The organism is Pseudomonas sp. S1_G07 (genome assembly GCF_054668565.1).
Genome location: NZ_CP162778.1, coordinates 4,514,342 through 4,539,576, shown reverse-complemented (window position 1 = coordinate 4,539,576; position 25,235 = coordinate 4,514,342). Strand labels below are relative to the sequence as shown.

At 61.6% G+C, this 25,235-nt stretch carries 29 protein-coding genes; 24 read left to right on the top strand and 5 right to left on the bottom strand.

Annotated elements, in window-relative coordinates; all coding sequences use genetic code 11:
* The first annotated feature begins 269 nt into the window (after nt 1–269).
* A complete protein-coding gene (locus tag AB4O05_RS20510) occupies nt 270–1,163 on the top strand; it encodes a hypothetical protein (protein WP_460135657.1) in 894 nt (297 codons plus the stop codon).
* A 295-nt stretch (nt 1,164–1,458) separates the two neighbouring features.
* On the opposite strand, the gene AB4O05_RS20505 is transcribed toward AB4O05_RS20510, so the two are convergent.
* Entirely contained in the window at nt 1,459–2,367 is a 909-nt protein-coding gene (locus tag AB4O05_RS20505; protein ID WP_017530318.1) for a MurR/RpiR family transcriptional regulator, read from the bottom strand.
* A 285-nt stretch (nt 2,368–2,652) separates the two neighbouring features.
* Here AB4O05_RS20505 and AB4O05_RS20500 point away from each other — a divergent pair, with 285 nt between their 5' ends.
* The 13 genes from AB4O05_RS20500 (at nt 2,653) to AB4O05_RS20440 (ending at nt 17,346) form a co-directional block, all read left to right on the top strand.
* Complete coding sequence (locus AB4O05_RS20500) at nt 2,653–4,590, top strand: bifunctional 5-dehydro-2-deoxygluconokinase/5-dehydro-2-deoxyphosphogluconate aldolase (protein ID WP_460135658.1); 1,938 nt, start codon at nt 2,653–2,655, stop codon at nt 4,588–4,590.
* A gap of 77 nt (nt 4,591–4,667) precedes the next feature.
* Nucleotides 4,668–5,561, top strand: a complete 894-nt coding sequence (gene iolE, locus AB4O05_RS20495; protein WP_460135659.1) for a myo-inosose-2 dehydratase — start codon at nt 4,668–4,670, stop codon at nt 5,559–5,561.
* Nucleotides 5,558–6,346, top strand: a complete 789-nt coding sequence (gene iolB, locus AB4O05_RS20490; protein WP_460135661.1) for a 5-deoxy-glucuronate isomerase — start codon at nt 5,558–5,560, stop codon at nt 6,344–6,346. The genes iolE and iolB overlap by 4 nt, the downstream gene beginning before the upstream one ends.
* Before the next feature lie 10 nt (nt 6,347–6,356).
* Complete coding sequence (gene iolD / locus AB4O05_RS20485; RefSeq protein WP_460135662.1) at nt 6,357–8,288, top strand: 3D-(3,5/4)-trihydroxycyclohexane-1,2-dione acylhydrolase (decyclizing); 1,932 nt, start codon at nt 6,357–6,359, stop codon at nt 8,286–8,288.
* Nucleotides 8,289–8,307: 19 nt separating this feature from the next.
* A complete protein-coding gene (locus AB4O05_RS20480; RefSeq protein WP_460135663.1) occupies nt 8,308–9,318 on the top strand; it encodes a Gfo/Idh/MocA family protein in 1,011 nt (336 codons plus the stop codon).
* 141 nt (nt 9,319–9,459) lie between these two features.
* Complete coding sequence (locus AB4O05_RS20475; RefSeq protein WP_460164792.1) at nt 9,460–10,488, top strand: Gfo/Idh/MocA family protein; 1,029 nt, start codon at nt 9,460–9,462, stop codon at nt 10,486–10,488.
* Nucleotides 10,489–10,615: 127 nt separating this feature from the next.
* Nucleotides 10,616–10,792 (top strand): hypothetical protein, encoded by a 177-nt coding sequence (locus AB4O05_RS20470; protein WP_460135664.1) that lies wholly within the window; start codon nt 10,616–10,618, stop codon nt 10,790–10,792.
* A gap of 48 nt (nt 10,793–10,840) precedes the next feature.
* Entirely contained in the window at nt 10,841–11,782 is a 942-nt protein-coding gene (locus tag AB4O05_RS20465; protein ID WP_460135665.1) for a sugar ABC transporter substrate-binding protein, read from the top strand.
* A gap of 59 nt (nt 11,783–11,841) precedes the next feature.
* Nucleotides 11,842–13,395, top strand: coding sequence for a sugar ABC transporter ATP-binding protein (locus AB4O05_RS20460; RefSeq protein ID WP_460135666.1), 1,554 nt, complete (start codon nt 11,842–11,844; stop codon nt 13,393–13,395).
* 56 nt (nt 13,396–13,451) lie between these two features.
* On the top strand, nt 13,452–14,474 hold the full coding sequence (locus tag AB4O05_RS20455; RefSeq protein WP_460135667.1) for an ABC transporter permease: 1,023 nt from the start codon (nt 13,452–13,454) through the stop codon (nt 14,472–14,474).
* Nucleotides 14,475–14,839: 365 nt separating this feature from the next.
* Nucleotides 14,840–15,244: a TraR/DksA family transcriptional regulator gene (locus AB4O05_RS20450; RefSeq protein WP_010564800.1), complete on the top strand. Its 405-nt coding sequence runs from the start codon at nt 14,840–14,842 to the stop codon at nt 15,242–15,244.
* Between the two features lie 165 nt (nt 15,245–15,409).
* Complete coding sequence (locus AB4O05_RS20445) at nt 15,410–17,026, top strand: methyl-accepting chemotaxis protein (RefSeq protein WP_460164791.1); 1,617 nt, start codon at nt 15,410–15,412, stop codon at nt 17,024–17,026.
* Nucleotides 17,027–17,142: 116 nt separating this feature from the next.
* Nucleotides 17,143–17,346, top strand: coding sequence for a hypothetical protein (locus AB4O05_RS20440; RefSeq protein ID WP_460135668.1), 204 nt, complete (start codon nt 17,143–17,145; stop codon nt 17,344–17,346).
* A gap of 4 nt (nt 17,347–17,350) precedes the next feature.
* Here the strand turns inward: AB4O05_RS20440 and AB4O05_RS20435 are convergent, their stop codons facing one another.
* The 3 genes from AB4O05_RS20435 to AB4O05_RS20425 form a co-directional block, all read right to left on the bottom strand.
* Nucleotides 17,351–17,587, bottom strand: coding sequence for a DUF2789 domain-containing protein (locus tag AB4O05_RS20435; RefSeq protein ID WP_460135669.1), 237 nt, complete (start codon nt 17,585–17,587; stop codon nt 17,351–17,353).
* Nucleotides 17,588–17,660: 73 nt separating this feature from the next.
* Nucleotides 17,661–17,891, bottom strand: coding sequence for a hypothetical protein (locus AB4O05_RS20430; protein ID WP_460135670.1), 231 nt, complete (start codon nt 17,889–17,891; stop codon nt 17,661–17,663).
* Between the two features lie 114 nt (nt 17,892–18,005).
* Nucleotides 18,006–18,272 (bottom strand): hypothetical protein, encoded by a 267-nt coding sequence (locus AB4O05_RS20425; RefSeq protein WP_460135671.1) that lies wholly within the window; start codon nt 18,270–18,272, stop codon nt 18,006–18,008.
* A 413-nt stretch (nt 18,273–18,685) separates the two neighbouring features.
* On the opposite strand from AB4O05_RS20425, the gene AB4O05_RS20420 reads away from it, so the two are divergent.
* From AB4O05_RS20420 to AB4O05_RS20405, 4 genes are all read left to right on the top strand, one after another.
* Nucleotides 18,686–19,135 carry a hypothetical protein gene (locus AB4O05_RS20420; protein WP_460137533.1) on the top strand — a complete coding sequence of 150 codons (450 nt, stop codon included), beginning with the start codon at nt 18,686–18,688 and terminating at the stop codon, nt 19,133–19,135.
* Between the two features lie 130 nt (nt 19,136–19,265).
* Entirely contained in the window at nt 19,266–20,282 is a 1,017-nt protein-coding gene (locus tag AB4O05_RS20415; RefSeq protein WP_460135672.1) for an ABC transporter substrate-binding protein, read from the top strand.
* Nucleotides 20,283–20,390: 108 nt separating this feature from the next.
* Nucleotides 20,391–20,828, top strand: a complete 438-nt coding sequence (locus AB4O05_RS20410; RefSeq protein WP_460135673.1) for a DUF3995 domain-containing protein — start codon at nt 20,391–20,393, stop codon at nt 20,826–20,828.
* 198 nt (nt 20,829–21,026) lie between these two features.
* Nucleotides 21,027–21,356, top strand: a complete 330-nt coding sequence (locus AB4O05_RS20405; protein WP_026067479.1) for a hypothetical protein — start codon at nt 21,027–21,029, stop codon at nt 21,354–21,356.
* A 364-nt stretch (nt 21,357–21,720) separates the two neighbouring features.
* On the opposite strand, the gene AB4O05_RS20400 is transcribed toward AB4O05_RS20405, so the two are convergent.
* Nucleotides 21,721–21,873, bottom strand: a complete 153-nt coding sequence (locus tag AB4O05_RS20400) for a hypothetical protein (protein ID WP_460135674.1) — start codon at nt 21,871–21,873, stop codon at nt 21,721–21,723.
* A gap of 223 nt (nt 21,874–22,096) precedes the next feature.
* On the opposite strand from AB4O05_RS20400, the gene AB4O05_RS20395 reads away from it, so the two are divergent.
* From AB4O05_RS20395 to imuA, 6 genes are read left to right on the top strand one after another with little or no spacing between them, the layout of a single operon-like run.
* Nucleotides 22,097–22,408: a YXWGXW repeat-containing protein gene (locus AB4O05_RS20395; protein WP_460135675.1), complete on the top strand. Its 312-nt coding sequence runs from the start codon at nt 22,097–22,099 to the stop codon at nt 22,406–22,408.
* Nucleotides 22,409–22,438: 30 nt separating this feature from the next.
* Nucleotides 22,439–23,017, top strand: coding sequence for an RNA polymerase sigma factor (locus AB4O05_RS20390; RefSeq protein WP_460135676.1), 579 nt, complete (start codon nt 22,439–22,441; stop codon nt 23,015–23,017).
* Nucleotides 23,014–23,442, top strand: coding sequence for a hypothetical protein (locus tag AB4O05_RS20385; RefSeq protein ID WP_460135677.1), 429 nt, complete (start codon nt 23,014–23,016; stop codon nt 23,440–23,442). Before AB4O05_RS20390 ends, AB4O05_RS20385 begins: the two co-directional genes overlap by 4 nt.
* Nucleotides 23,439–23,942, top strand: coding sequence for a periplasmic heavy metal sensor (locus tag AB4O05_RS20380; protein ID WP_460135678.1), 504 nt, complete (start codon nt 23,439–23,441; stop codon nt 23,940–23,942). Before AB4O05_RS20385 ends, AB4O05_RS20380 begins: the two co-directional genes overlap by 4 nt.
* Before the next feature lie 55 nt (nt 23,943–23,997).
* Nucleotides 23,998–24,615, top strand: a complete 618-nt coding sequence (gene lexA / locus AB4O05_RS20375) for a transcriptional repressor LexA (protein WP_460135679.1) — start codon at nt 23,998–24,000, stop codon at nt 24,613–24,615.
* Nucleotides 24,615–25,229, top strand: a complete 615-nt coding sequence (gene imuA, locus AB4O05_RS20370; protein WP_460135680.1) for a translesion DNA synthesis-associated protein ImuA — start codon at nt 24,615–24,617, stop codon at nt 25,227–25,229. Before lexA ends, imuA begins: the two co-directional genes overlap by 1 nt.
* Nucleotides 25,230–25,235: the final 6 nt, after the last annotated feature.

Genomic DNA, 25,235 nt, shown 5'->3' with positions numbered 1-25,235 from the left:
GAAATACCTGAACGCTTCCTAAATAAAACTTCATTTGAAGTTCCGACCTGATTCTTAGGACGGGCACTGGCAATGTGGAAGCGGGGTGTTCGGCGCGAGAATGCATAACGCCCGCCTGACGCCATCATTTATTGCAACTTGCATGGTTCGGGTAAGTTCAATTTAGTTAATTGTTTGAAATTAAAGGATTTTATTTTATTGCCTGGCTGGCACGACGCCTGCACTTTGGAGCGTGACACACCATTTTTCCTGCCAGGAGCACAACAACAATGATCACATCCTCATCCACGCTGCACGCGTCGAGCACGCACTCCGGGGTTTCCTGGGGCGCGATCTTTGCCGGGGCCGCTGCGGCGGCCGCACTGTCGCTGATTCTGGTACTGCTGGGCTTCGGCCTGGGCTTTTCGGCGGTGTCGCCGTGGGCTGACAGTGGTATCAGTGCCAAGGGGCTGGGCATTTCCACGATTGTCTGGCTGGCCTTTACCCAGATCGTCGCCTCCGGGCTGGGCGGTTATATCGCCGGTCGTCTGCGGGTGAAGTGGGCCGGGATGCATGGCGATGAGGTGTACTTTCGCGACACCGCCCACGGGTTCCTGGCCTGGGCCGTGGCCACACTGGTGACGGCGACCCTGGTGGTCGGCTCGGTCAGCAGTGTGGTGGGCGGTGGCGTGCAGGCCGGTGCCAGCGTGGCGTCGGGCGCGGCACAGGCCGCCGGTACTGCGGCGCAAGGCGTGAAGGGCGATGACTTCGGTTATTACGTCGACAGCCTGTTCCGCGATGACCGCCCGGTGGCCGTCAGCGACGACGCTGCACACGGTGTGGTTGCGCGCATTTTCGCTCGCACCCTGAGCAATGACGGCCAGCTCGCCGCGCAAGACCGTGCGTACCTGGCCCAGTTGATCAGCCAGCGCACCAACCTCAGCCAGGCTGACGCCGAGGCGCGGATCGACAAGGTCTACGGCGACGCCCGTAAAGCGGTTGAAGACGCCAAGCTTAAAGCCAGGCAAGCCGCTGATACGGCTGCCAAAGTCGCTGCCTATACCTCGCTGTGGACCTTTGTCGCGCTGCTGATCGGCGCCTTCTTTGCCAGCTTCGCTGCGACCTTTGGTGGCCGTCGCCGCGACGCCGTGGTGTACGTCGAAACCGAAACCTACGTTCGTTAATTCAAGGAGAACAACATGCGCTCATTACTTCTGTGGTTTCTCGGCGTGCCGATCCCAGTGATCATCCTGATCGCCATCTTCATGCACTGACCCCAGGCTTGGCTCGGTCCATTGTAGGAGGGAGGCTTGCCTCCCTCTTATCAAAATAACTTACTGATTTTAAAGGGTTAAAATTTAACCCTGAAATCTTGAGTCTTGCCTGAGCCATTTCAGTCGACCGCATTCCTGTGGCGAGCGGGCTCGCCCCGGAGGGCGTAGGGCCTTCCACATTTGATTTGCGGTGTTTGATAGATAGTCAGTCGTCGAAGCCGACCTGTTCGTGAATCTCATCCACCTTCAATTCCAACCGATACGCCACGGCGATAAACAGCGCCTGGCACAGGCACAAAGTGGCGCTCAACGAGCGGAAGGCGAACGATGAGCCTTCGTTGACCAACAACACTGCGTTCGCCCGCTTGGCCAGGGGCGACAGGTTGCTGTCGGTGATGATCAGGGTCTTGGCCTGGTGGTGCTGGGCGATGCGCAGGCAGTGCTGGGTCTCTTTGCCATAGGGCGTGAAGCTGATGGCGATCACCAGGTCATTGGCGCGCACGCTGCGCATCTGCTCGCGGTAGCTGCCGCCCAGGCCCGAGATCAGGTGGATGCGCTTGTTGGTGTGCTGCAGGTTGTAGACCAGGTAGTCGGCCACCGCAAAGGAACGGCGCACGCCCACCACGTAGATATTGTCGGCGTTGACCACCAGGTCCACGGCCTTGTCGAAGGCCACGTCATCGAGCTCCAGCCCCAGGCGCTCGATACCGGACAAGGTGGCGTTGACGCACTCGCGCGCCAGGTCGCCGCCGCTGGCCTTCTGCGACTTGTTGGCGATCATGCTGCGGATGCGTTGCTGGTAGTTCTGCACCGGCGTGGTCTTGTGGGTATACGCCTCGCGGAACAATGCCTGCATCTCACTGAACCCACTGAACCCGAAACGCTGGGAGAACCGCACGATGGCTGAGGGGTGCACTTCGCATTCGCGGGCAATGTCGCTGATGCGGTCGACCATGATCCGGTCGCTTTGCTGGCTCATGTAGCTGGCGATGCGCTTGAGCTGGCGCGGCAGGCTTTCGTATTCGTCGGTGATCAGCTGCAACAGGCGTTCGGCATTGATCGGAGGGCTGGCGAGGGGGGCTTCCAGGGTGGTCTCGGGATCGGTGCGGGACATGGGCAATCCTTCTGGCGTGTTCGTCTGGTGCGCTGGTGGGTGGCGCAAGTCTACAGGGTAGGCGCAAAAAAATACCCCGACATCACGGCGCCCGTGGCCTGCTGAAACGATGCACGGGGGCTGGCGTAGCATTATGCTGGCTTATTGGAAAAAATATTCCACTAAAAATAATTATGGAATAAATATTGATTGCGGCCTCCGGACGTTCTAGTCTGCTCTGCACCAAAAGCGTTTGCCGTCGCCGCGGCGGCTCAACGCAGGCTGATAAAAATAACAGGAGCCAGCATGGGCCAGACTCGTTTTGCCAGTGGGCGTCAATTGGATCTGATTTGCCTCGGGCGCCTGGGCGTCGACCTTTACGCACAACAAGTGGGTGCGCGGCTTGAGGACGTGTCCAGCTTTGCCAAGTACCTGGGCGGGTCGTCCGCCAATATCGCCTTCGGCACGGCGCGGCTGGGGCTTAAGTCGGCGATGCTCAGCCGCGTGGGCGACGACCATATGGGCCGTTTCCTGGTGGAGTCCCTGGCCCGCGAAGGCTGCGATGTCAGCGGCATCAAAGTCGACCCGGAACGCCTCACCGCCCTGGTGCTGCTGGGCCTCAAGGACCGCGAAACCTTCCCCCTGGTGTTCTACCGCGAAAACTGCGCCGACATGGCCCTGCGCGCCGAAGACATCAGCGAAGCCTTTATCGCTTCCAGCAAAGCCTTGTTGATCACCGGCACGCATTTCTCCACCGACAGTGTGTACAAGGCCAGCCTCCAGGCCCTGGACTATGCGGCCCGGCACAACGTCAAGCGTGTGCTGGATATCGACTATCGCCCGGTGCTGTGGGGCCTGGCGGGCAAGGCTGACGGCGAAACGCGTTTTGTCGCCGATCAGACGGTCAGCGCGCATGTACAGAAGATCCTGCCGCGCTTCGACCTGATCGTCGGCACCGAAGAAGAATTCCTGATTGCCGGCGGCAGCGAAGACCTGCTCACCGCCTTGCGCAGCGTGCGCGAACTGACGCCCGCGACCTTGGTGGTCAAACTCGGGCCGCAGGGCTGCACGGTGATTCACGGCGCAATTCCCTCGCGTCTGGAAGACGGTGCGATCTACCCCGGTGTACGGGTTGAAGTGCTCAACGTGCTGGGGGCCGGCGATGCATTCATGTCGGGCTTCCTCAGCGGTTGGCTCAAGGACGCCAGCGACGAGCGTTGCAGCCAGTTGGCCAACGCCTGCGGTGGCCTGGTGGTGTCGCGGCATGCCTGCGCGCCGGCGATGCCTACTCCCGCCGAGCTGGATTACCTGTTCAACAGCCCGGTGCCGATCACCCGGCCGGACCAGGACGAGACCCTGCAACGCCTGCATCGCGTCACGGTGCCGCGCAAGGCCTGGAAGCAACTGTTCATCTTTGCCTTCGACCACCGCTGGCAATTGGTCGACCTGGCGCAACGCGGCGGCCAGGCCCCGGCGCGCATCAGTGCGATCAAGCAGCTGTTTATCCAGGCCATCGAACGCGTGGAAAAGAAGCTCGCAGAACAGGGCGTCGAGGCCGATGTGGGGCTGTTGGCCGACCAGCGCTTCGGCCAGGAGGCGCTCAACGCCGCCAGCGGTCGCGGCTGGTGGATCGGGCGCCCGGTGGAGGTGCAGAACTCGCGCCCGCTGGCGTTCGAACACGGCCGCTCGGTTGGCAGCAACCTGATTGCCTGGCCCCAGGAGCAGATCATCAAGTGCCTGGTGCAATACCACCCGGATGACGAGCCCCTGCTGCGCCTGGAACAGGAAGCGCAACTCAAGGCGGTGTACGAGGCCTCCCTGGTCAGTGGCCACGAATTGCTGCTGGAAGTCATCCCACCCAAGGATCACCCGTCCACTTACCCCGACGTGCTCTACCGCAGCCTCAAGCGCCTGTACAACCTGGGCATCTACCCGGCGTGGTGGAAGATCGAAGCGCAGTCGGCCCAGGCGTGGAAACAGCTCGACGCGCTGATCCACGAGCGCGACCCGTACTGCCGTGGCGTGGTGCTGCTGGGCCTGAACGCCTCGGCCGAATGCCTGGCCGAGGGCTTCCGGCAAGCACGCCAGAGCAGCACCTGCCGAGGCTTTGCCGTGGGGCGCACGATCTTCCAGGAGCCGAGCAAAGCGTGGATGGCAGAGGAGATCGATGATGAAACCCTGGTCGAGCAGGTGCAGGCCACGTTCGAGCAGCTCATTACCGCCTGGCGCAGTGCTCGACAGTAAATACGCTCAAATGTGGCAAGCCCGCCCCACATAAAGCCGATCTCATGCAACGTTGAAAAACAATAAAAGGTGCAGCCATGCCCGCAATCCGAATTGGCATCAACCCGATCTCCTGGAGCAACGACGACCTGCCGGCCCTGGGCGGTGAAACACCCCTGAGCACCGCCTTGAGCGAAGGCAAGGAGATCGGCTACGAAGGCTTTGAGCTCAACGGCAAATTCCCCAAGGACGCCAAGGGCGTGGGCGATGTGCTGCGCCCCTATGACCTGGCGCTGGTCTCGGGTTGGTATTCCAGCCGCCTGGCGCAGCGTTCGGTGGCCGAAGAGATCGAGGCGATTGCCGGCCATGTCGAACTGTTGAAACACAATGGCGCCAAGGTGCTGGTGTACGGCGAAGTCGCCGATTCGATCCAGGGGGCGCGCATCCGCCTGATCGAACGTCCACGTTTTCACAGCGAACAGGCCTGGCAGGACTATGCCGACAAACTCACGGAGCTGGCGCGCTTCACCTTGTCCCAGGGCGTGCGTCTGGCCTACCACCACCATATGGGCGCCTATGTCGAATCGCCGCAGGACATCGATCAACTGATGGCGCGTACCGGTGCGGAAGTCGGCCTGCTGTTCGATTCGGGCCACTGCTACATGGGGGGCGGCGACCCCCTGGAGGTGCTGCGCAAACACATCGACCGTGTGTGCCACGTGCATTTCAAGGACGTGCGCAAGCCCGTGGTGCAACTGGCGCGCAACCAGATGTGGAGCTTTCCCGACTGCATCGTCAACGGCACCTTCACCGTGCCCGGCGATGGCGATATCGACTTTGCCGCGTTGCTCGATGTGCTGCTGGCGGCGAAATACGCCGGCTGGCTGGTGGTGGAAGCCGAGCAGGACCCGGCCGTGGCGCCCAGCTATGTCTATGCCAAAAAGGGTTACGACACCTTGCGTGCCCTGCTCGCTGAGAGGGTTGGACAATGAGCCTGTTGGTCAAAAGCAGCAAACGCGGGCAGACCATGGTTGCCCTGGAAGAAGGGCGCCTTGAGTACGTCGGTTTCAGTGCCTACCGTCTGAGCCTGGGCGAAACCCTGCCGGTCAATGCCGGCGATAAAGAACTGTGCCTGGTGCTGCTCAGCGGCCGGGTGACGATCGAAGGCGATGGTTTCAACTGGCAAAACCTGGGTGATCGCCAGTCGGTGTTCGAGGATAAATCGCCATTTGCCGCTTACCTGCCGCCCGGCACCACGGCCCAGGTCACCGCCTTGAGCGACGTGCAGATCGCGGTCTGCGCCGCCCCCGGCGCGGGCGGTTATGCGCCACGGCTGATTCGCCCCGAAGACTGCAAACGCAGCGTGCGCGGCAAGGGTGCCAACACCCGTTATGTGTGCGACATCCTGCCCGACAGCGAGCCGGCCCATTCACTGCTGGTGGTGGAAGTGCGCACGCCGTCCGGGCATTCCTCGAGCTACCCGCCGCACAAGCACGACACCGACGACCTGCCGCACCAGAGCTTCCTGGAAGAAACCTACTACCACCAGGTCAACCCGCCCCAGGGCTTCGTGTTCCAGCGGGTGTACACCGACGACCGCAGCATCGACCAGGCCATGGCCGTGGAAAACAGCGACCTGGTGGTGGTGCCCAAGGGGTATCACCCGGTCAGCGTGCCGTACGGCTACGAGTCCTATTACCTGAACGTGATGGCCGGCCCCAAGCGTGCCTGGCATTTCCATAATGACCCGCAGCACAGTTGGCTGCTGGACCTTTAAGGGGCGCGACATGACCACAACCCGACTGACCATGGCCCAGGCGCTGGTGAAGTTTCTGGATAACCAATACATCGAAGTCGACGGCGTGCAGAGCAAGTTCGTCGCCGGGGTGTTCACGATTTTCGGCCACGGCAATGTGCTGGGCCTGGGCCAGGCCCTGGAGCAGGACAGCGGTGACCTGGTGGTGCATCAGGGCCGCAACGAGCAGGGCATGGCGCACGCCGCCATTGGTTTTGCCAAGCAGCACCTGCGTCGCAAAATCTATGCGTGTACCGCATCGGTCGGCCCTGGTGCCGCCAACATGCTCACCGCCGCCGCGACCGCCACGGCCAACCGTATCCCGCTGCTGCTGCTACCCGGTGATGTGTACGCCAGCCGCCAGCCCGACCCGGTGCTGCAACAGATCGAGCAGTTCCACGACCTGAGCATCAGCACCAACGATGCGTTCCGTTCGGTGAGCAAATACTGGGACCGCATCAACCGTCCCGAGCAACTGATGAGCGCCGCCATCCAGGCCATGCGCGTGCTGACCGACCCCGCTGAAACCGGTGCCGTGACCCTGGCCTTGCCCCAGGATGTACAGGCCGAGGCCTGGGACTACCCGGATTATTTTCTGCAAAAGCGCGTACACCGTATCGACCGGCGCCCGGCCACGGCAGCGATGATCGGCGATGCGCTGGCGGCGTTTCGCGGCAAACGCAACCCCCTGATCATCTGCGGGGGCGGGGTGAAATATTCCGGTGCGAATGCCGCGCTGCAAGCCTTTGCCGAGCGCTTCGATATTCCGTTCGCCGAAACCCAGGCGGGCAAGAGCGCGGTGCTGTCCAGCCATCCGTTGAACGTGGGCGGTATTGGTGAAACCGGCTGCCTGGCGGCCAACCTGCTGGCGCCGGAGGCCGACCTGATCATTGGCATCGGCACCCGGTATACCGACTTCACCACCTCGTCGAAATCGCTGTTCAAGCATGCCGAGGTGACGTTTCTCAACCTCAATGTGAGCCCCGCCGACGCCTTGAAGCTGGACGGTGTGCAGGTCCTGGCTGACGCGCAACTGGCCCTTGAAGCGCTGGCCGATGCGCTGGGTGATTACCGCTCCGGCTGGGGCGGGCGGATCGCCGACGCCAAGGCGCAACTGGAGGCGGAAGTGGAGCGCGTGCATCACGTGGCCTACCACGATGCGGACTTCGTGCCCGAAGTCGACGACCACCTGGACCGTGCGGTACTGCGCGAATTCATCGAGCTGACCGGCTCGTGCCTGACCCAGAGCCGCGTGCTCGGTGTGCTTAACCAAACCCTGGCCGACGACGCGATCATCGTCGCCGCCGCCGGCAGCCTGCCCGGGGACCTGCAGCGCACCTGGCGCAGCAAAGGCGTGAACACCTACCACGTCGAATACGGCTACTCGTGCATGGGTTATGAGATCAGCGCCGCCCTCGGCGTGAAGCTGGCCGAGCCGAGCAAGGAGGTCTATGCGCTGGTCGGCGATGGCTCCTACATGATGTTGCATTCCGAGTTGGCCACCTCGATCCAGGAGCGTCGCAAGATCAACGTGGTGCTGCTGGACAACATGGCCTTCGGTTGCATCAACAACCTGCAGATCGGCAATGGCATGGACAGCTTCGGCACCGAGTTCCGCTACCGCAACCCCGAGAGCGGCAAGCTCGACGGCGGCCTGGTGCCGGTGGATTTCGCCATGAGCGCGGCGGCCTATGGTTGCAAGACCTACACGGTGAGCAGCGTGGAACAGTTGGAGGCCGCCCTGGCTGATGCGCGCACGCAAAGTGTCTCGACCCTGATCGATATCAAGGTGCTGCCCAAGACCATGGTCCACGGCTACCTGTCGTGGTGGCGAGTGGGGGTGGCGCAGGTGTCCACCAGCGAACGCACCCAGGCCGCCGCCAAACAACTCAATGAACACCTGGCCCAGGCCCGGCAGTACTGATAACAAGAGGAGTGTTTGTATGTCTTTGAAGCTAGGTGTCATTGGTACCGGCGCCATTGGCCGTGACCATATCCGTCGTTGCAGCCAGGCCCTGCTCAACAGCGAGGTGGTGGCCGTTACCGACATCAACCTGGAGCAGGCCGCCAAGGTGGTTGCGGACTTGAAGCTGGACGCCGAGGTATACCCCGATGGCCATGCGTTGATCCACTCGCCGCAGGTCGAAGCGGTGCTGGTGACCTCGTGGGGGCCGAGCCATGAAGCGTTCGTGCTGGCTGCCATCGCCGCCGGCAAACCGGTGTTCTGTGAAAAACCCTTGGCCGTGACCGCCGAGGGCTGCCGCAGGATCGTCGACGCCGAAGTCGCCCACGGCAAGCGCCTGGTGCAGGTGGGCTTCATGCGCCCGTACGACGAAGGTTATCGCGCCCTCAAGGCGGTGATCGACAGCGGCCAGATCGGCGAGCCCCTGATGCTGCACTGCGCGCACCGCAACCCGAGCGTGGGCGAAAATTATACGACCGACATGGCGATCACCGACACGCTGATCCACGAGCTGGACGTGCTGCGCTGGCTGCTCGACGACGATTACGTGTCGGTGCAGGTGGTGTTCCCGCGCAAGACCGGCAAGGCCCTGGCCCACCTGCGCGACCCGCAGATCGTGCTGCTGGAAACCGTCAAGGGCACGCGCATCGACGTGGAAGTGTTTGTGAACTGCCAGTACGGCTATGACATCCAGTGCGAAGTGGTGGGGGAGACGGGCATCGCCAAATTGCCGGAGCCGACCCAGGTGCAGTTGCGCAGCGGGGCGAAGTTGTCCAACGCGATCCTGATGGATTGGAAGGACCGTTTTATCGGCGCCTACGACGCGGAGTTGCAGGCGTTTATCGACAGCGTGCGCGCCGGGCAGGTGGGTGGGCCTTGCGCGTGGGACGGGTTTGCCGCGGCGGTGGCGGCGGATGCGTGTATCGAGGCGCAGGGCAGTGGGCAGATCGTGAAGGTGAGCTTGCCGGATCGCCCGCATTTCTACGGCTAAGCCACCAGATCTTCTGTAGGAGCGGGCTTGCCCGCGATGGCGGTGGGTCAGCTGGCATAGGGGTCTACTGATCCACCGCCATCGCAGGCAAGCCAGCGCCTACAGGTGATTGAAGTTTGCACTGCAAAGAAGGAGTGAATCATGCGAATCGGACTGGTCGGCTACGGCCATGGAGGGCGCTTCTTTCATGCGCCGCTGATTGCCACATTGCCCGGTGCCACGTTTGTCGGCGTCGTTACACGCTCACCCGAACGCCGTCAGCAACTGGCAACCGACCACCCAGGTCTCCAGGCGTTCGACTCCATCGGCCAGATCGTCGAAGCCGGCGTCGATGCGCTTGTCATTTCCACCCCCCTTAAAGGCCGCCCGGCCCTGGTGCTCGAAGCCATCGAGCACGGTGTGGCGGTGGTCAGCGACAAACCTTTTGCCAGCAATGCCGAACAGGCCCAGGCGCTGATCACGGCCGCCGAACGCCATGAAGTGCTGCTCAGCGTCTACCAGAACCGGCGCTGGGACTCGGATTACCTGACCCTGCGTAAACTCATCGACGCGGGTGCCCTGGGCACCGTCACCCGCTTCGAATCCCGCGTGGAGCGCTACAACCCGCAAGCGCTGGGCAATGCGAGTGGTGGTGGCTGGTTGCGCGACCTGGGCAGCCATCTGGTGGACCAGGCGCTGCAACTGTTCGGCCCGGTGGACCAGGTGTTCGCGCAATTGCACTACACGGTCGAACACCCCGGCGTCGACCACGGTTTTTTCGTCTCCCTGAACCACGCCAGCGGGGTGATCTCCCATTTGTGCGGCAATGCCTTGCAAAACAGCCCGGCCCCGCGCTTTCGCGTGAGCGGCACCTTGGGCTGTTACACCGTCGACGGCCTGGATGGCCAGGAAGATGCACTGATGGCCGGCAAGTCACCGAAAACCGAGGGTGCGCATTGGGGGGCGGAGGAGCACCGGCGCTGGGGCTGGTTCGAGCAAGGCGCGGAGCGCGAGCGGGTGCCATCGGAGAAGGGCTGCTGGACGCAGTTCTATCGCCAGTTTCAAGCGGCCGTGCAAGGCCAGGGGCCGCTGCCGGTGAGTGCCTATGAGGCGCTGGAAACCACCCGTATATTGGACGCCGCGCGCCTGAGTGCCGAGCGCCAGCAGGTGGTTTCGACGAAAATAGAATAAAATTCTAAAACAAGTTGATATGGAAATTATTTTCCAATAAAGTCTTTTCCAGGTTGCAGACAGTACGTTCGGACTCGATCCGCGCGACTTAACAAAAACAAGATCAAAAACAACCAGGTACCGTCAGATGAAAATCTTCAACGCTGTACTGCGAGTTTTACGCCCTGCCCACACGCCACGCGGTCTGCCCCGCGCCCGGCCATTCTACTTCTCCTTCCTGAACGTGCTGTGCGTCGAAAACCAGGGCGCGCTGGTCTGCTGCATTCCAGGCGCACCGGTCGTGCGACTGCCCGCCGAGCGCTGATAAACGCAACGTCCAAAAAACCAACAATAAAGTGGAGACAGACCGTTCATGAAGACCCCGATCCGTTTTACCGCGCTGGCCTTGTCCCTGTTGCTGAGCAGCGGTGCTGCCCTGGCCGCCGATCTGAAAATCGGCGTGAGCATGTCCCAGTTCGATGACACCTACCTGACCAACGTGCGTGAGTACATGGACAAGCAAGCCAAGTCCTATCCCAAGGGCGATGGGGTGCAGCTGCAGTTCGAAGATGCACGCGCCGACGTGGTCAAGCAATTGAGCCAGGTCGAGAATTTCATCAGCCAGAAAGTCGATGCGATCATCGTCAACCCGGTGGACACGGCGTCCACGGCGCGCATCAGCAAGTCGGCGATCGAGGCTGGAATTCCGCTGGTGTACGTCAACCGTCGTCCTGACCAGAAAGACTTGCCCAAGGGCGTGGCCGCCGTGACCTCCGATGATGAAGAAGCCGGTCGTCTGCAAATGCAGTACATCGCCGACAAACTCGGCGGCAAAGGCAAGATCGTGATCCTGCTGGGCGACCTGGCGAACAACTCCACCACCAACCGCACCAAAGGCGTCAAGGAAGTTCTCGCCAAATACCCGGACATCAAGATCGAGCAGGAACAGACCGGTATCTGGCTGCGCGACCGCGGGATGACCCTGGTCAACGACTGGATGACCCAAGGCCGCGAATTCAATGCGGTGCTGGCCAACAACGATGAGATGGCGATTGGCGCGGCGATGGCGCTCAAGTCCGCCGGGATCAAGCCGGGCAGCGTGTTGATTGCCGGTGTCGACGGCACGCCGGACGGTTTGAACGCGATCACCAAGGGAGAAATGACCGTGTCGGTGTTCCAGGACGCCAAGGGCCAAGGGGTCGGCTCGTTGGAGGCGGCACGCAAGATGGCCAGGCACGAGGCGATCGAACAGAACATCATCATCCCGTTCAAGCTGATCACCCCGGACAACGTCAAAGACTTCAAGCAGCCCTGACATAACAACACTAAACCGGCAGGGCGGTCGTGCCCGCCCTGTCGCTGGAGTACCTCCCTATGCTCGCTCAAGCCGTTGTCTCGCAGCCTGCCGGTATCCAGCCGCTGCCGCTGGACGAACCCTACCTGCTGGAAATCGTCAACATCAGCAAAGGCTTTCCCGGCGTCGTGGCCCTGGCCGACGTGCAACTGCGCGTGCGCCCCGGCACGGTGCTGGCGCTGATGGGCGAGAACGGTGCGGGCAAGTCGACCTTGATGAAAATCATCGCCGGCATCTACCAGCCCGACGCCGGCGAAATCCGCCTGCGCGGCAAGCCGATCGTGTTTGAAACACCGCTGGCGGCGCAGCGGGCGGGGATCGCGATGATCCACCAGGAACTCAACCTGATGCCGCACATGAGCATCGCCGAGAACATCTGGATCGGCCGCGAACAGCTCAACAGCCTGCACATGGTCAACCACCGCGAGATGCACCGCTGCACCGCCGAGTTGCTGGCGCGCCTGCGTATCAACCTGGACCCCGAGGAACACGTCGGCAACCTGAGCATCGCCGAGCGGCAGATGGTCGAGATTGCCAAGGCGGTGTCCTACGACTCCGACATCCTGATCATGGATGAACCCACCTCGGCGATCACCGAAAAGGAAGTCGCCCACCTGTTTTCGATCATTGCCGACCTCAAGTCCCAGGGCAAAGGCATCGTCTATATCACGCATAAAATGAATGAAGTGTTCGCCATCGCCGATGAAGTGGCGGTGTTCCGTGACGGGCATTACATCGGTCTGCAACGCGCCGACAGCATGAACAGCGACAGCCTGATTTCGATGATGGTGGGCCGCGAGCTGAGCCAGTTGTTCCCGGTGCGCGAAACGCCTGTTGGCGAGCGGCTGCTGTCGGTGCGCGACCTGCGCCTGGACGGCGTGTTCAAGGGCGTGTCGTTCGACCTGCACGCCGGTGAGATCCTTGGCATCGCCGGGCTGATGGGCTCGGGGCGCACCAATGTGGCGGAAACCCTTTTCGGTATCACCCCAAGCGACGGCGGGCAAATCACCCTCGACGGCAAGCCGCTGCGCATCAGCGACCCGCACATGGCCATCGAGCACGGCTTTGCGCTGCTGACCGAGGACCGCAAGCTCAGTGGCCTGTTCCCGTGCCTGTCGGTGCTGGAGAACATGGAAATGGCCGTGCTGCCGCACTATTCGGGCAACGGCTTTATCCAGCAGAAAGCCCTGCGCGCGCTGTGTGAAGACATGTGCAGGAAGCTACGGGTGAAAACCCCGTCCCTGGAGCAGTGCATCGACACCTTATCCGGCGGCAACCAGCAGAAAGCCTTGCTCGCCCGTTGGCTGATGACCAAGCCACGGCTGTTGATCCTGGATGAGCCCACCCGAGGCATCGACGTGGGCGCCAAGGCCGAGATCTATCGCTTGATCGCCTTCCTCGCCAGCGAAGGCATGGCGGTGATCATGATCTCCTCCGAACTCCCCGAAGTGCTGGGCATGAGCGACCGGGTGATGGTGATGCACGAAGGCGAACTGATGGGCACCCTGGACCGCGCCCAAGCGACCCAGGAGAACGTCATGCAGTTGGCCTCCGGTATGACTGCCGTCCACTGACGAACAGCCGCGCGGGCGCGATTGGCCCGGGCCCTAGAATAAGAAGGTGATTGGCTATGAACGCAATAACAGACAACAAGCCGGCCACGGCACCGGTCAAGCACCGGCGGCGATTGCCCACCGAACTGAGCATCTTCCTGGTGTTGATCGGCATCGGCCTGGTGTTTGAGGTGTTCGGCTGGATCGTGCGCGACCAAAGCTTCCTGATGAACTCCCAGCGCCTGGTGCTGATGATCCTGCAAGTGTCGATCATCGGCCTGCTGGCCATCGGCGTGACCCAGGTGATCATCACCACCGGGATCGATTTGTCGTCCGGCTCTGTGCTTGCGCTTTCGGCGATGATTGCCGCAAGCCTGGCACAAACTTCCGACTTTTCCCGAGCTGTGTTCCCCTCGTTGACGGACTTGCCGGTGTGGATCCCGGTGGCGATGGGGCTGGGGGTGGGGCTGCTGGCGGGGGCGATCAACGGCAGCATCATTGCGGTGACGGGCATCCCGCCGTTTATCGCAACCCTGGGCATGATGGTCTCGGCCCGTGGCCTGGCGCGCTACTACACCGAAGGCCAGCCGGTGAGCATGCTCTCGGATTCGTACACGGCCATCGGCCATGGCGCGATGCCGGTGATCATCTTCCTGGTGGTGGCGGTGATCTTCCATATCGCCCTGCGCTACACCAAGTACGGCAAGTACACCTACGCCATCGGCGGCAATATGCAGGCGGCGCGTACGTCGGGGATCAACGTCAAGCGTCACCTGATCATCGTCTACAGCATTGCCGGCCTCCTGGCAGGCCTGGCCGGCGTGGTGGCCTCGGCACGCGCCGCCACCGGCCAGGCGGGCATGGGCATGTCTTACGAGCTGGATGCGATTGCCGCGGCGGTGATCGGCGGCACCAGCCTGGCGGGCGGGGTAGGGCGCATCACCGGTACGGTGATCGGCGCGCTGATCCTGGGCGTGATGGCCAGCGGGTTTACCTTCGTCGGAGTGGATGCGTACATCCAGGACATCATCAAGGGCCTGATCATTGTGGTGGCGGTGGTCATCGACCAATATCGCAATAAGAAGCAGCGCAAGCGATGAGGCTGAAGAGGCAGCGGCAAGCTGCAAGCTGCAAGCTTTAGAGCTCTCCCCTTGCAGCTTGTAGCTTGTAGCTTGTAGCTTGTAGCTGCTAGCTTCTAGCTTCTAGCTGCGCTACGAACTTTCCTGCTATAAACGCACTCCGATAACCATTCGCCAAGCCCGTCCAGGTGCCTTTGGGGGTTAGCTCGGAAAAAAATGCTTGTCTTTTCAGTTGCTGCGCCCTCAAGTCGGCCTTAGACTGCCGCCCCTCGTAAATTGAGTGCCGGGTGGCGCTTGGAATGGATGGCGCCTTTCCGAGACCTGAAGAGGTCGGCCGGAATGCTCCCTTATTCGCCTTAATGCACGTATTTTTTATAGAGAAATCAATGACAAAGGAAAAGTTGCTGGCCATGCCGGCGGATGACTACATGAATGCCGAACAGCACGCTTTTTTCGAGCAGTTGCTGCAAGACATGAAAGTGGAACACCACGAGCGCATTGAACAGAACCGTATCGCCATTGAAAGCCTGGACACCCCGGCTGACCCGGCCGACGCTGCTTCTGTGGAAGAAGAGCGCACCTGGCTGGTCAACGCCATCGACCGCGACCAGCGTATGCTGCCGCAGCTTGAGCGTGCACTGGAACGCATCAAGGAAGACTCTTTTGGCTGGTGCGATGACAGCGGCGAGCCTATCGGCCTCAAGCGCCTGCTGATCAGCCCTACCACCAAGTACTGCATCGAAGCGCAAGAGCGCCACGAGCAGATCGACAAGCATCAGCGCCAAGCCTGATGCGCTGAAGCTGGGGGATCATTAGCGTGATCCCCCAAAGAATGCCCTCGTTACACCCCGTCTATTGATGCGCTGCGCGCTACCCCACTAAAGGCCCATGGATAATGGCCCGATAGTGGCGTTTAATGCAGTGACAATAATGACAAGCGCAGTGGGGTAACGAAGATGGCTGGAGACGGATCTCTGATGGGTGTGGCAGTGCCAGCGCAACCGCCGGTGCGCGGGTTGCCCGGCTGGTTGACGCCGCTCTTGCAGAGCACTGCCCTGGTGCTGGTGCTGCTGGGCCTGGCCTTGGCCTGCCTGCCGCTGTATCTGTGCCTGGCATTGGCCTTGCTGGTGATCTGGCTGCCCCGCCTGAAAAAAACCAACGCCGGCAACGCGCCGTCCGAGGCCGTCGATGCGATTGGCGACCTGACCCGCGACCTTTCCTATACCACCAGCCATAACGCCCTCTCGGCGGCAGGCGTGGCCTATTCGGTCAAGCAGCTGGCCGCGCGCGTGCAGTCGCAACTGAGCGCGGCCCAGCAGATTGTCAGCAGCGCCGAAGTGATGATTGACACTGAAAAAGTCACCTCCCAGCTCAGCCGCCAGGCCCTGGGCGCGGCCAGCCAGGCCCACCAACGCAGCACCGAAGGCCGCGAAGTGCTGGTTCAGTCGATCACCCGCATGCACCAACTCAGCCAGCGCGCCAACGCCAGCCGCGAGCTGATCGAAGCCTTGAGCCAGCGCAGCGAGGAAATCCAGCGTGTGACCCTGGTGATCCAGTCCATTGCCAGCCAGACCAACCTGCTGGCGCTTAACGCCGCCATCGAGGCGGCGCGGGCCGGTGAGCATGGGCGCGGGTTTGCCGTGGTGGCCGACGAAGTGCGCGGGCTGGCGGGCCGTACTGCCACTGCCACCGATGAAGTCGGGGTGATGGTGGCGGACATCCAGCAACGTACGTCCCAGGTCGTTGAGCAGATTCGCCAATTGTCGACGGATTTGAACGCTGGCGTCGAACAGGTCGAGCAGGCCGGTGAGCAGCTGGAGAGCATCGCCAGCCTGTCGGCGGATGTGGAAGGGCAGGTCAATGAGATCGCCCAGGGCGCCGACACCAACCGCGCCCAGCTCGACAGCCTGTTCCATGCCGTCGAGCAGATGCGCACCGACCTCGACGTGAGCGACCAGCAGACCCGCCAGTTGGCCGACGCCGCCGTGCAGATGGAGGGGCAGGCCGAAACCATCAGTGAACGCCTGGCGCAAGTCGGGCTGGATGACTACCACCAACGCATCTACGACCTGGCGCGCGAAGGCGCACGACGCATTACCGAACAATTCGAGGCGGATGTGCAGCAGAACCGCATCAGCCTGGATGACTTGTTCGACCGCAGCTACACCGCGATTCCCGACACCCGCCCAACCAAGTACCACACGCGGTTTGACGGTTACACCGACCAGGTGCTGCCGGCGATCCAGGAAGCGCTGTTGCCCCGTCATGAAGGCCTGGTGTTTGCGATTGCCTGCACACAACAGGGTTATGTGCCGACGCACAACAAGGCGTTTTCCCAGGCATTGACCGGCGACGCTCAAGTCGACGCAGTACAGAACCGGACCAAACGCAAGTTCGACGACCGCACCGGGATTCGTTGCGGCAGCCATCAGCAACCGGTGCTGCTGCAGACCTACACCCGTGATACCGGTGAACTGATGCACGACTTGTCGGTGCCGATCATGGTCAGGGGGCGGCATTGGGGCGGCTTGCGCCTGGGCTACAAACCTGAGGTTGCCAAAGGCGTTCACTAGGGATTATTGCGGTTTCTGCAAGGAGGCTGTTGCGGGTGATCGCTTTTTTCACCGCGAGGAACGCCTTGGCATGGCGCACATTGTTAGTTGGCTAATTATTTCCGTGGAGAGATTCCATGCAAAACAAAGTCGATGTCGCCGTGATGATCGGCAGTGGCGTGCCCGAAACCCTGCGTGCGCTGGGCCAGAAGGTTTGCTGGGTGGTGTTGCTCGACGGTGAGCAGCGCGGCACAGCGTTCGCCAGCCGTGACGCGGCGCAAGAGTGCAGGGCTGCCTGGCTGGCGCTGTTGCGCCTGGAGCAGCCAGGCAGCCTGCATTGAGTTGTTATTGCGTTTGATGCAGGCGCTGGTTCAGTTCATCCACGGCAATGGCCCATTCGGCGTCTTCAAGTAACTCTTCCTTGAGGAACCGTGCCTGCTGCGGCGTCCAGAAATCGGCGTCGATCAGTTTCACGTTCTCGCTCAGCGGGTGCGCGAGAATGAAGGCATCGATGGCTTCCGGCGTGGCATCCAGGCCCAGTTGTTCAAATAGCGTTTCGAGCGTAGGTATTGGCGCGTCCATATCGTTCTCCATGGGCGTGTTGAAGGGGGGTATGCATCGGAGGCCGGTGGCGCGCTGGAGTTCGATCGGATTGTCAGGAGGTCAGTGCCCCTGAATCCACTGCGGTCTTGAGTGCCTTGGCGGCCTCTTTGCCGGCGATGGCAGCGGTATCGAGCGTCTTGAACCAACGGTCCTTCTCCACCTGGTGCGTGGTGACGGTGGTCAGCGGTGGCTTGGCACGCATGATGATCACCGCCTGAAATTCGCCGTCTATTTCCCTTGCGTCGCCATGGATGAAAAATTCGCCAATATCAAATTCCGTCACGTATCGCCTTCCCTTCGAGGTACTCACTGCACTGGTGAAACCTGACCCGCGGGGGGCAAAATTTCAATGGACGGGCCAGTATGGCAGTTGTTGAGGGGCGGCGGCGCGGCAAAGTTATCCAGGTGACGAAACGATCCCGCCGTTCAGGGCGGCCTCCAGTTGCTTGGCCAGTTCGCACGCCTGGATGTGGTCGCTACGAAAACCTTTGACTCTACCGCTGGTCACTTCACGGATATGAAAGAAATTCCGGCCGGCCGGTACAACTTGATAAAGAACTGAATTGGAGTACCCACTGGCACTGTGCAGGCAGTAGTATTGGCGTTCCTCCTGACATGATGAACGAGTGCGGGAAGACGTAGCGTCGTATTGACGTCGTTGCATGGGCAGCTCCTTTCGATCGATCTTGTTGACCACCAGCAGCGTTACAGGTGGTTTTGACCTGTGTAGCTGTTTTAGTATTGTCGTTGGCAGTCGACAGCCGGTTCCATGTCGAAGCGTTATGATGTGTGTGCGTTGTCGGAAACTGCGTTTTAAACGGAGTTTTTCTCTGAAGCGGGTCGACCGGTATTCTCCGGTTGTTGAACCTATGATTTCCTGTGGCACCTCAATGACCTTGCACAAGGTCTATTGTGTACGCCAGTACCCATCTCGGGGCGCAGCAGTGGGATCTTCTTCAGTTTTAATGAATGCGTTATGTGATCGTGCCGTGATGGCCGTTTTTTTGTGCTGTCCGCGCTGACGGACAGTGCTCTTTTCAATATGGGGGCGTTTCCTTGGCAGTCAGTAATCTGGATATGCACGCGTTATTCGTGCTGGGTGATTTGCGCGCAAAGTTGGTCAAGCAGTTTCAATCCCGTTTCGTTTACATCACTGAGCAGACGCCCGAAGGCATCTACATCGCCGAAATCGATACCGAAGCGATGATGGTCGTGGATGACAAACCCCGCCTGGAACTCAAAGTGGGTGACCATTTCCGCGCAGCGGTATTGCCCAGCCGCGAAGGTGGCAAGTTCGAACTCAAGTTTCGCGATATCAAGTTGACGGTGTATGGCCTGGGCGACTACGCCTTTGTTTCTTCGGCCGAGGGCCAGGGCATCGTATTCAAGGAAGGCCACAGCGTAATGCTGGTATTTGCGGCCAATGAACAGTTGCAGGAAGGCCTGACCAAAACCCTCAAGGCCGTGACCGGCAAGGCCGCCAAATGGCGCAAGGGTGAACTGGTAACATTCAAGGCCAGCGAATAACCCGCCGCCACGGCGAACATCCTCTCTCCCGGAACCTCTACTACAGTTGAGTTGACTTAACTACTCAGAGGCTTCGCGCATGACAGCAAAGCCGTCCGCTATTGGCTGCGATAACGCGAGGAGCAAGGGCATGAAAGGATTGAAAACACTGTTGGCTGCATCCCTGACGGCCTTGAGCCTGTCAATGGCTTCGCTGCCGGTTTCGGCTGCGCAGGTGCCGGTGCATTTTGCCGACTTGAACTGGGAAAGCGGCAGCCTGATCACCGAGATATTGCGGGTGATCGTCGAGAAGGGCTACGACCTGCCCACCGACACCTTGCCCGGCACCACCATTACGCTGGAAACCGCCCTGGCCAAGAACGACATCCAGGTGATCGGTGAAGAATGGGCCGGCCGCAGCCCGGTCTGGGTCAAGGCCGAGGCCGAAGGTAAGGTCGCGGGCCTGGGCGATACGGTAAAAGGCGCCACCGAGGGCTGGTGGGTACCGGAATACGTGATCAAGGGCGACCCTGCCAAAGGTATCAAGCCCCTGGCCCCTGAGCTTAAAAGCGTGAAGGACCTGGCCCGCTACAAGGACGTGTTCAAAGACCCGGAGTCCCCCGGCAAAGGGCGCTTTCTCAACAGCCCCATCGGCTGGACCTCGGAAGTGGTCAACAAACAAAAGCTCAAGGCTTACGGCCTGGACGACAGCTACGTGAACTTCCGCAGCGGTTCGGGCGCGGCGCTGGATGCCGAAATTGCCTCGTCGATACGCCGCGGTAAACCGGTGTTGTTCTACTACTGGTCGCCGACGCCCTTGATGGGCCGCTACAAGCTGATCCAGCTGGAGGAGCCACCGTTCGATGCCGAGGCCTGGAAGACCCTGACGGATGCGGATAATCCGGATCCGAAGCCCACGCGGTCGCTGGCGTCCAAGTTGAGTATCGGCGTGTCCACGCCGTTCCAGCAGGCACATCCGCAGATCGCGGCGTTTTTCGAGAAAGTCGAATTTCCAATCGAACCGTTGAACAAGGCCCTGGCGACCATGAGCGAGCGTCACACCCCGCCACGCGAGGTGGCGCAGGCGTTCATGAAAGAGCATCCAGAGGTGTGGAAGGCGTGGTTGCCCGAGGATGTGGCGGGGAAGGTTGAAGCGAGCCTGAAGTAGCCCCCGCCGCGGCATAAGGGCTGGCACGTTGCCATCTCTTGCCGACGAAATACCTGCAGACAATCCCAGGGCGACTATGCTGTTTCGCACCTTTGAGGGAGACCAGTCATGAGCTTTGTCATTGCACGGTGGATTGTCGGGATTTTTACGTTCATCAGCATGGTGCACCTGTACTGGGCCGCCGGCGGCAAACTCGGCAGCCTCGCCGCCATCCCCCAACTTCCCGGCGAGTTCGCCAGCGGACCCCGCCCGGCATTCCGTCCCTCGCCACTGGGGACCTTTCTGGTGGCGATGGGGCTGGTGGGGATTGCTCTGCTCGTGTGCCTGCGCGCCGGGCTGTATTTTCCGCCGGTGTCCCACCGGGCGTTGCAGTGGGGCATCAGTGCCATTGCCGTGGTGATGTTCGCCAGGGCGATCGGGGATTCGGAGTTGGTGGGTTTTTTCAAGAAAGTCGGTGGCTCGCGGTTTGCGCGGTTGGATACATGGTTCTATTCGCCGCTGTGCCTGGTGTTGGGGGCGGGGTTACTGGTGGTGGCGTGGAATTGAGAGCCGCGTTATTAACTGAAGCCCGACTGACGGAGTCAGGGGCATTCCCGCAGATCAAACACGATGCATGACGGGCTGATGCGAGACGCACCGCAACGGTGGGCGCGCAACTGTCGAGATAAGGCAATTTAGTGGCCCCTTTGTAACAAAATCCTCGCCAGAATCGCTTTTATTTCAGGTGGTTAGGTGGGGATATTCATGCGTAATGTTGGAATCATGCTGATCGCCTGTTCCCTGGCCGGCGGCGCAGCTGGCGTGCAGGCACGGGAGCTGCGCGAGGGTGACAAGTACATGTGCAGTTGGGGCGCCGGCACCGCCGCCAGGGCTCAAGAGCTCAAGTTGTCGGGGGTGTCGTTGTACGCCGCGCGGCAGAAGATCCAGACCCTCAAGTTCAATAAGTCGTGGATGCGCATGATGGCCATGGGCATCACCGAACAGACGTACGACAGCCGTTCACGCCTGAAACCCGAGGCGATTCGCCAGAGCTTTTACCAGGACTGCGTGCGCTACAAAGTGGCACGCAAATAAGGGGGTGCTTAAACGAACACCCATGCCGGCCGCTGGCGAAAGTGCTGCGCTGCTTTTACCAATAACCCTTTTTTATAAGTGGAAATATCAGGGATAGTTGCACCAAAAAGTTGCACGATTATTCCTCTCCACCTTAAAAAACATGTGGTTATTGAATGACTTACGACGCTTTTAATCCGACGAAAGGACTAAAATCATCTTGTTACATCTTTTTTCAATGAGTACTATAGCCGGGCGTTCACCTCCCACGGTTTATGCATTTTTAAATCCCAAGTTTCCATCAGCTACTTGGGATTTTTTTTGCCTGCGATTTGGCAGGGCGATATGGCTGAAGGTCATGGTCTGCCAGCCGAAGCGCCCAGGGTTAGCTATTCACCTGGCTGTTATCCACGGCGGTCGGGGTTGAAACGGCGCCGTAATAACGCCAGCAGCAATGCCGATGCTCCGGCACGATCACACAGCCGTTGAGGCTCACGATCAGCAATGCGGCAACCAGCAGGGTCAGGCGACGGTACATGGTGTTTCCTCTTGGATTGACCGGGTTAATCCTTTAACGCCACCAGCCGGATAAATCCGTCGCAAAGCTTTCAAACCTTTCATCCAGCCCCGCCAGCCACCGAGCAATACTGGGCTCGACCCCCTGCCTGGAAAAAAATCCGACGTGCCGCGACGGAATTCCCTGCGCCTGCCGTTCAACCCATCAGTAGCGTGTATCAGTGCACGTCGATGAAGGAGTTGCCATGAGAGCCCTGGTTACATTGCGTTATGCCTTGCTTGTTCCGCTGGCGTTGGCCGCGTTCATCAGCCCCCCGACCTTTGCCCAGGGCGAGATCATCATCCGCCAGGCGCCCCCGCCGGAGCGTGTGGAGGTGATCCCCATGGCACGCCACGGTTACGCCTGGGACCGTGGGCACTGGCGTTGGGAAGGGCATGGTTATGCCTGGGTGCCCGGGCACTGGCAGCCGGTCATGCGCAATGCGCGCTGGGAGCCTGGCCATTGGGAGGCCCATGGCCCCAATTGGTATTGGCGCGAAGGGCATTGGATCCGCTGAAACCCTCAGACCTGGCCGAGAACTGCCCGATTGAAAGACACTGATCCGGACGTTGAGTTGCTGGTGCGTATCGGCAACAACGAAGCTGCGGCCGTCAACGAAATGGTAACGCGCAAGCTTCCGCGTTTGCTGGCGCTCGCCAGTCGCTTGCTGGGGGATGCCGACGAGGCTAAGGACGTGGCCCAGGAAAGTTTCCTGCGGATCTGGCGCCACGCGGCCAACTGGCGCAGCGGCGAGGCGCGGTTCGACACCTGGCTGCACCGGGTGGCGCTTAACCTGTGCCACGACCGCTTGCGTCGGCGCAAGGAGCGCCCGTTGCACGAGCAGGACGTGCTTGAGTTGGCGGACAGTGCCCCGTGCGCCGATGAACAGCTCGAAACGGCTGAACGCAGCGCTCGCATGGCCGCCGCGTTGGCGGCATTGCCCGAGCGTCAGCGCGAAGCCATTGTGCTGCAGTATTACCAGGAGCTGTCGAACATCGACGCCGCGGCCCTGATGAATATCAGCGTCGAGGCGCTGGAGAGCCTGCTGTCGCGGGCCCGCCGTCAGTTGCGCCGCCAACTTGCCGACACACCCGGGCTTGCCCGCCCAGGAAGGGGAATATCATGACACCCGAACGCTTTGCCTATCTGGCCGATGCCTACGGCGCCGATCTGCGGCGCTGGCCCGCCCAGGAACGGGGCCCGGCCCAGGCACTACTGGACGGCGGTAACGGCCTGGCCCGCGAGGCCCTGGCCGAGGCCGGTTGGCTCGATGCCCGACTGGACAGCCACCTGGCCTTCAGCGATCCGGGGCTGGCCCGCCGGATTCGCCAGTCGGCCCCCGGGCGGGGTTCTTTCTGGTCCCGCCAGGCTCGCTGGCTGTCGCCCGCCGGCCTGGTGGGCGTGGGCATTGCGGGCATCGTCACTGGCCTGCTGGTGGCGTCCATGAGTGTGCCGCTGCTACTGCTGCCCTCCGACGTGTTGCCCAGTGTCTTCGACCAGGGCGATGCGGAAGTCGTGTTCAGCGTCAACGCCGAGGACACCGAACAATGAGCCGCAAAAACCTCAAGCCCTGGTTGTTTGTCTCGGTGTTGCTCAACGTGTTTTTGCTCGGTGCGGTGGGCGGTGGCCTTTATCACTGGATGGCCAGCGCGCAACCGGTCCAAGCGCAGGTCAACCAGCACGGCTTGCGCCAGGCCATGGTCAAACTGCCGCCCGAGCGCCGCAGGCAACTGCGCCAACTGCTGCGGCAGAACCGCGCCGACAGCCAGCCACTGATCATGGCCGGTCGGGAGGCGCGCATGGGGGTGATCCGCCAACTGGAAGCCCCGACCCTGAATCCACAGGAGCTGGTCAGCGAATTGGCCAAGGCGCGTCAAGCCGATGCGGCGCTTCGGGCGCTGGTGGACACGACACTGGCGCAGTTCGCCGGCACGTTACCCCAGGATGAACGGCAGAAACTGGTGGAGGCCCTGTATGTGCGTGGGCAGCCCAAAGGACGGGCAGGGCAGGTGCACGCGGGCGCCCACCTTTCGGCGGCGGCAAAACCCTGATCGCGGGACGTCGCCGACTGGCGGCTATTGTCAGAAATTTCCCGCAGGAGTACAAATGTGCTCCATGACGACTCTGACTCCCCGCCGTACCGCCATCCTGACCTTTATCCGCGACCGCATCGCGCAACAAGGCCAGCCCCCCAGCCTCGCCGAGATCGCCGAGGCGTTCGGCTTTGCCTCGCGCAGCGTGGCGCGCAAGCATGTGTTGGCGCTGACCGAAGCCGGGTTTATCGAGGTCAACCCCCACCAGGCGCGCGGCATTCGCCTGCTCAACCAGCCACCGCGTCCGCAATGGCTGGAGGTACCGGTACTCGGGCGTGTTGCCGCAGGCCTGCCCATCGGCGCGGATGCCGAAGTGCACAGCCGCCTGCAACTGGACCCCGCGACCTTCGCTAAAACCCCTGACTACCTGTTGCGGGTGCAGGGCGATTCAATGATCGAAGACGGCATTCTCGACGGCGACCTGGTGGGTATCCGCCGCAGTGCCGAAGCCCTGAACGGCCAGATCGTGGTGGCGCGCCTGGATGGCGAAGTCACCATCAAGCGCTTTGAGCGCAGCGGCGACACGGTGCGCCTGTTGCCGCGCAACCCCGCGTATCAACCGATTGTGGTGAGGCCCGACCAGGACCTGGCCATCGAAGGGGTGTTCTGCGGCCTGGTGAGGCAAGGCTGATGGGCGCCGTCGTTGCCCTGGATGCGCTGCTCAACGGCGGCCGCGTCTGGAAGGGGCGGCCCGCCGCGCCGCCGGCCAGCGTGCAGCCCACCGGCCTGGCGGCGCTGGATGCGGTGCTGCCCAGCGGCGGTTGGCCGGAGTCGGCCCTGAGTGAGATCCTGATGGCCACGGCCGGTGTCGGCGAGCTGCAACTGGTGCTGCCGACCCTGGCACGCTTATCCACGGCGGGGGAGCGCATTGTGCTGGTGGCGCCGCCTTATACGCCATACCCCCATGCCTGGCAGAACGCCGGGGTGGATTTGCGCCAGCTCTCGGTGATCCAGGCCGAGGCGCGCGACGCGCTATGGGCTGTGGAGCAATGCCTGCGTTCAGGCAGTTGCGGCGCTGTGCTGTGCTGGCCGCACAAGGCCGATGATCGTGCGTTGCGTCGCTTGCAGGTGGCCGCCGAAACCGGCCAGACCCTGGCGTTTGCCTGGCGCTGCCTGAGTGAGGCTGTCAACCCATCCCCCGCGGCCTTGCGCCTGGCCGTCGAGGCAAACCCTGCGCGGGTGCGGGTGCTCAAGTGCCGGGGCGGCCTGGCGCACCCGGTGCCGATTGCCCTGGCCGGGCACTGAGGTTGG

Bases quoted from the DNA above. Each gene is read 5' to 3' on its own strand.
- AB4O05_RS20410 (WP_460135673.1), top strand. From the start codon at position 20,391: ATGAGCTTTGTCATTGCACGGTGGATTGTCGGGATTTTTACGTTCATC.
- AB4O05_RS20405 (WP_026067479.1), top strand. From the start codon at position 21,027: ATGCGTAATGTTGGAATCATGCTGATCGCCTGTTCCCTGGCCGGCGGC.
- AB4O05_RS20435 (WP_460135669.1), bottom strand. From the start codon at position 17,587: ATGGACGCGCCAATACCTACGCTCGAAACGCTATTTGAACAACTGGGC.
- AB4O05_RS20415 (WP_460135672.1), top strand. From the start codon at position 19,266: ATGAAAGGATTGAAAACACTGTTGGCTGCATCCCTGACGGCCTTGAGC.
- AB4O05_RS20480 (WP_460135663.1), top strand. From the start codon at position 8,308: ATGTCTTTGAAGCTAGGTGTCATTGGTACCGGCGCCATTGGCCGTGAC.
- AB4O05_RS20470 (WP_460135664.1), top strand. From the start codon at position 10,616: ATGAAAATCTTCAACGCTGTACTGCGAGTTTTACGCCCTGCCCACACG.
- AB4O05_RS20425 (WP_460135671.1), bottom strand. From the start codon at position 18,272: ATGCAACGACGTCAATACGACGCTACGTCTTCCCGCACTCGTTCATCA.
- AB4O05_RS20445 (WP_460164791.1), top strand. From the start codon at position 15,410: ATGGCTGGAGACGGATCTCTGATGGGTGTGGCAGTGCCAGCGCAACCG.
- AB4O05_RS20440 (WP_460135668.1), top strand. From the start codon at position 17,143: ATGCAAAACAAAGTCGATGTCGCCGTGATGATCGGCAGTGGCGTGCCC.
- AB4O05_RS20400 (WP_460135674.1), bottom strand. From the start codon at position 21,873: ATGTACCGTCGCCTGACCCTGCTGGTTGCCGCATTGCTGATCGTGAGC.
- AB4O05_RS20505 (WP_017530318.1), bottom strand. From the start codon at position 2,367: ATGTCCCGCACCGATCCCGAGACCACCCTGGAAGCCCCCCTCGCCAGC.
- AB4O05_RS20460 (WP_460135666.1), top strand. From the start codon at position 11,842: ATGCTCGCTCAAGCCGTTGTCTCGCAGCCTGCCGGTATCCAGCCGCTG.
- AB4O05_RS20450 (WP_010564800.1), top strand. From the start codon at position 14,840: ATGACAAAGGAAAAGTTGCTGGCCATGCCGGCGGATGACTACATGAAT.
- iolB (WP_460135661.1), top strand. From the start codon at position 5,558: ATGAGCCTGTTGGTCAAAAGCAGCAAACGCGGGCAGACCATGGTTGCC.
- AB4O05_RS20500 (WP_460135658.1), top strand. From the start codon at position 2,653: ATGGGCCAGACTCGTTTTGCCAGTGGGCGTCAATTGGATCTGATTTGC.
- AB4O05_RS20475 (WP_460164792.1), top strand. From the start codon at position 9,460: ATGCGAATCGGACTGGTCGGCTACGGCCATGGAGGGCGCTTCTTTCAT.
- AB4O05_RS20510 (WP_460135657.1), top strand. From the start codon at position 270: ATGATCACATCCTCATCCACGCTGCACGCGTCGAGCACGCACTCCGGG.
- iolE (WP_460135659.1), top strand. From the start codon at position 4,668: ATGCCCGCAATCCGAATTGGCATCAACCCGATCTCCTGGAGCAACGAC.
- AB4O05_RS20395 (WP_460135675.1), top strand. From the start codon at position 22,097: ATGAGAGCCCTGGTTACATTGCGTTATGCCTTGCTTGTTCCGCTGGCG.
- iolD (WP_460135662.1), top strand. From the start codon at position 6,357: ATGACCACAACCCGACTGACCATGGCCCAGGCGCTGGTGAAGTTTCTG.
- AB4O05_RS20465 (WP_460135665.1), top strand. From the start codon at position 10,841: ATGAAGACCCCGATCCGTTTTACCGCGCTGGCCTTGTCCCTGTTGCTG.
- AB4O05_RS20420 (WP_460137533.1), top strand. From the start codon at position 18,686: ATGCACGCGTTATTCGTGCTGGGTGATTTGCGCGCAAAGTTGGTCAAG.
- lexA (WP_460135679.1), top strand. From the start codon at position 23,998: ATGTGCTCCATGACGACTCTGACTCCCCGCCGTACCGCCATCCTGACC.
- imuA (WP_460135680.1), top strand. From the start codon at position 24,615: ATGGGCGCCGTCGTTGCCCTGGATGCGCTGCTCAACGGCGGCCGCGTC.
- AB4O05_RS20380 (WP_460135678.1), top strand. From the start codon at position 23,439: ATGAGCCGCAAAAACCTCAAGCCCTGGTTGTTTGTCTCGGTGTTGCTC.
- AB4O05_RS20455 (WP_460135667.1), top strand. From the start codon at position 13,452: ATGAACGCAATAACAGACAACAAGCCGGCCACGGCACCGGTCAAGCAC.
- AB4O05_RS20385 (WP_460135677.1), top strand. From the start codon at position 23,014: ATGACACCCGAACGCTTTGCCTATCTGGCCGATGCCTACGGCGCCGAT.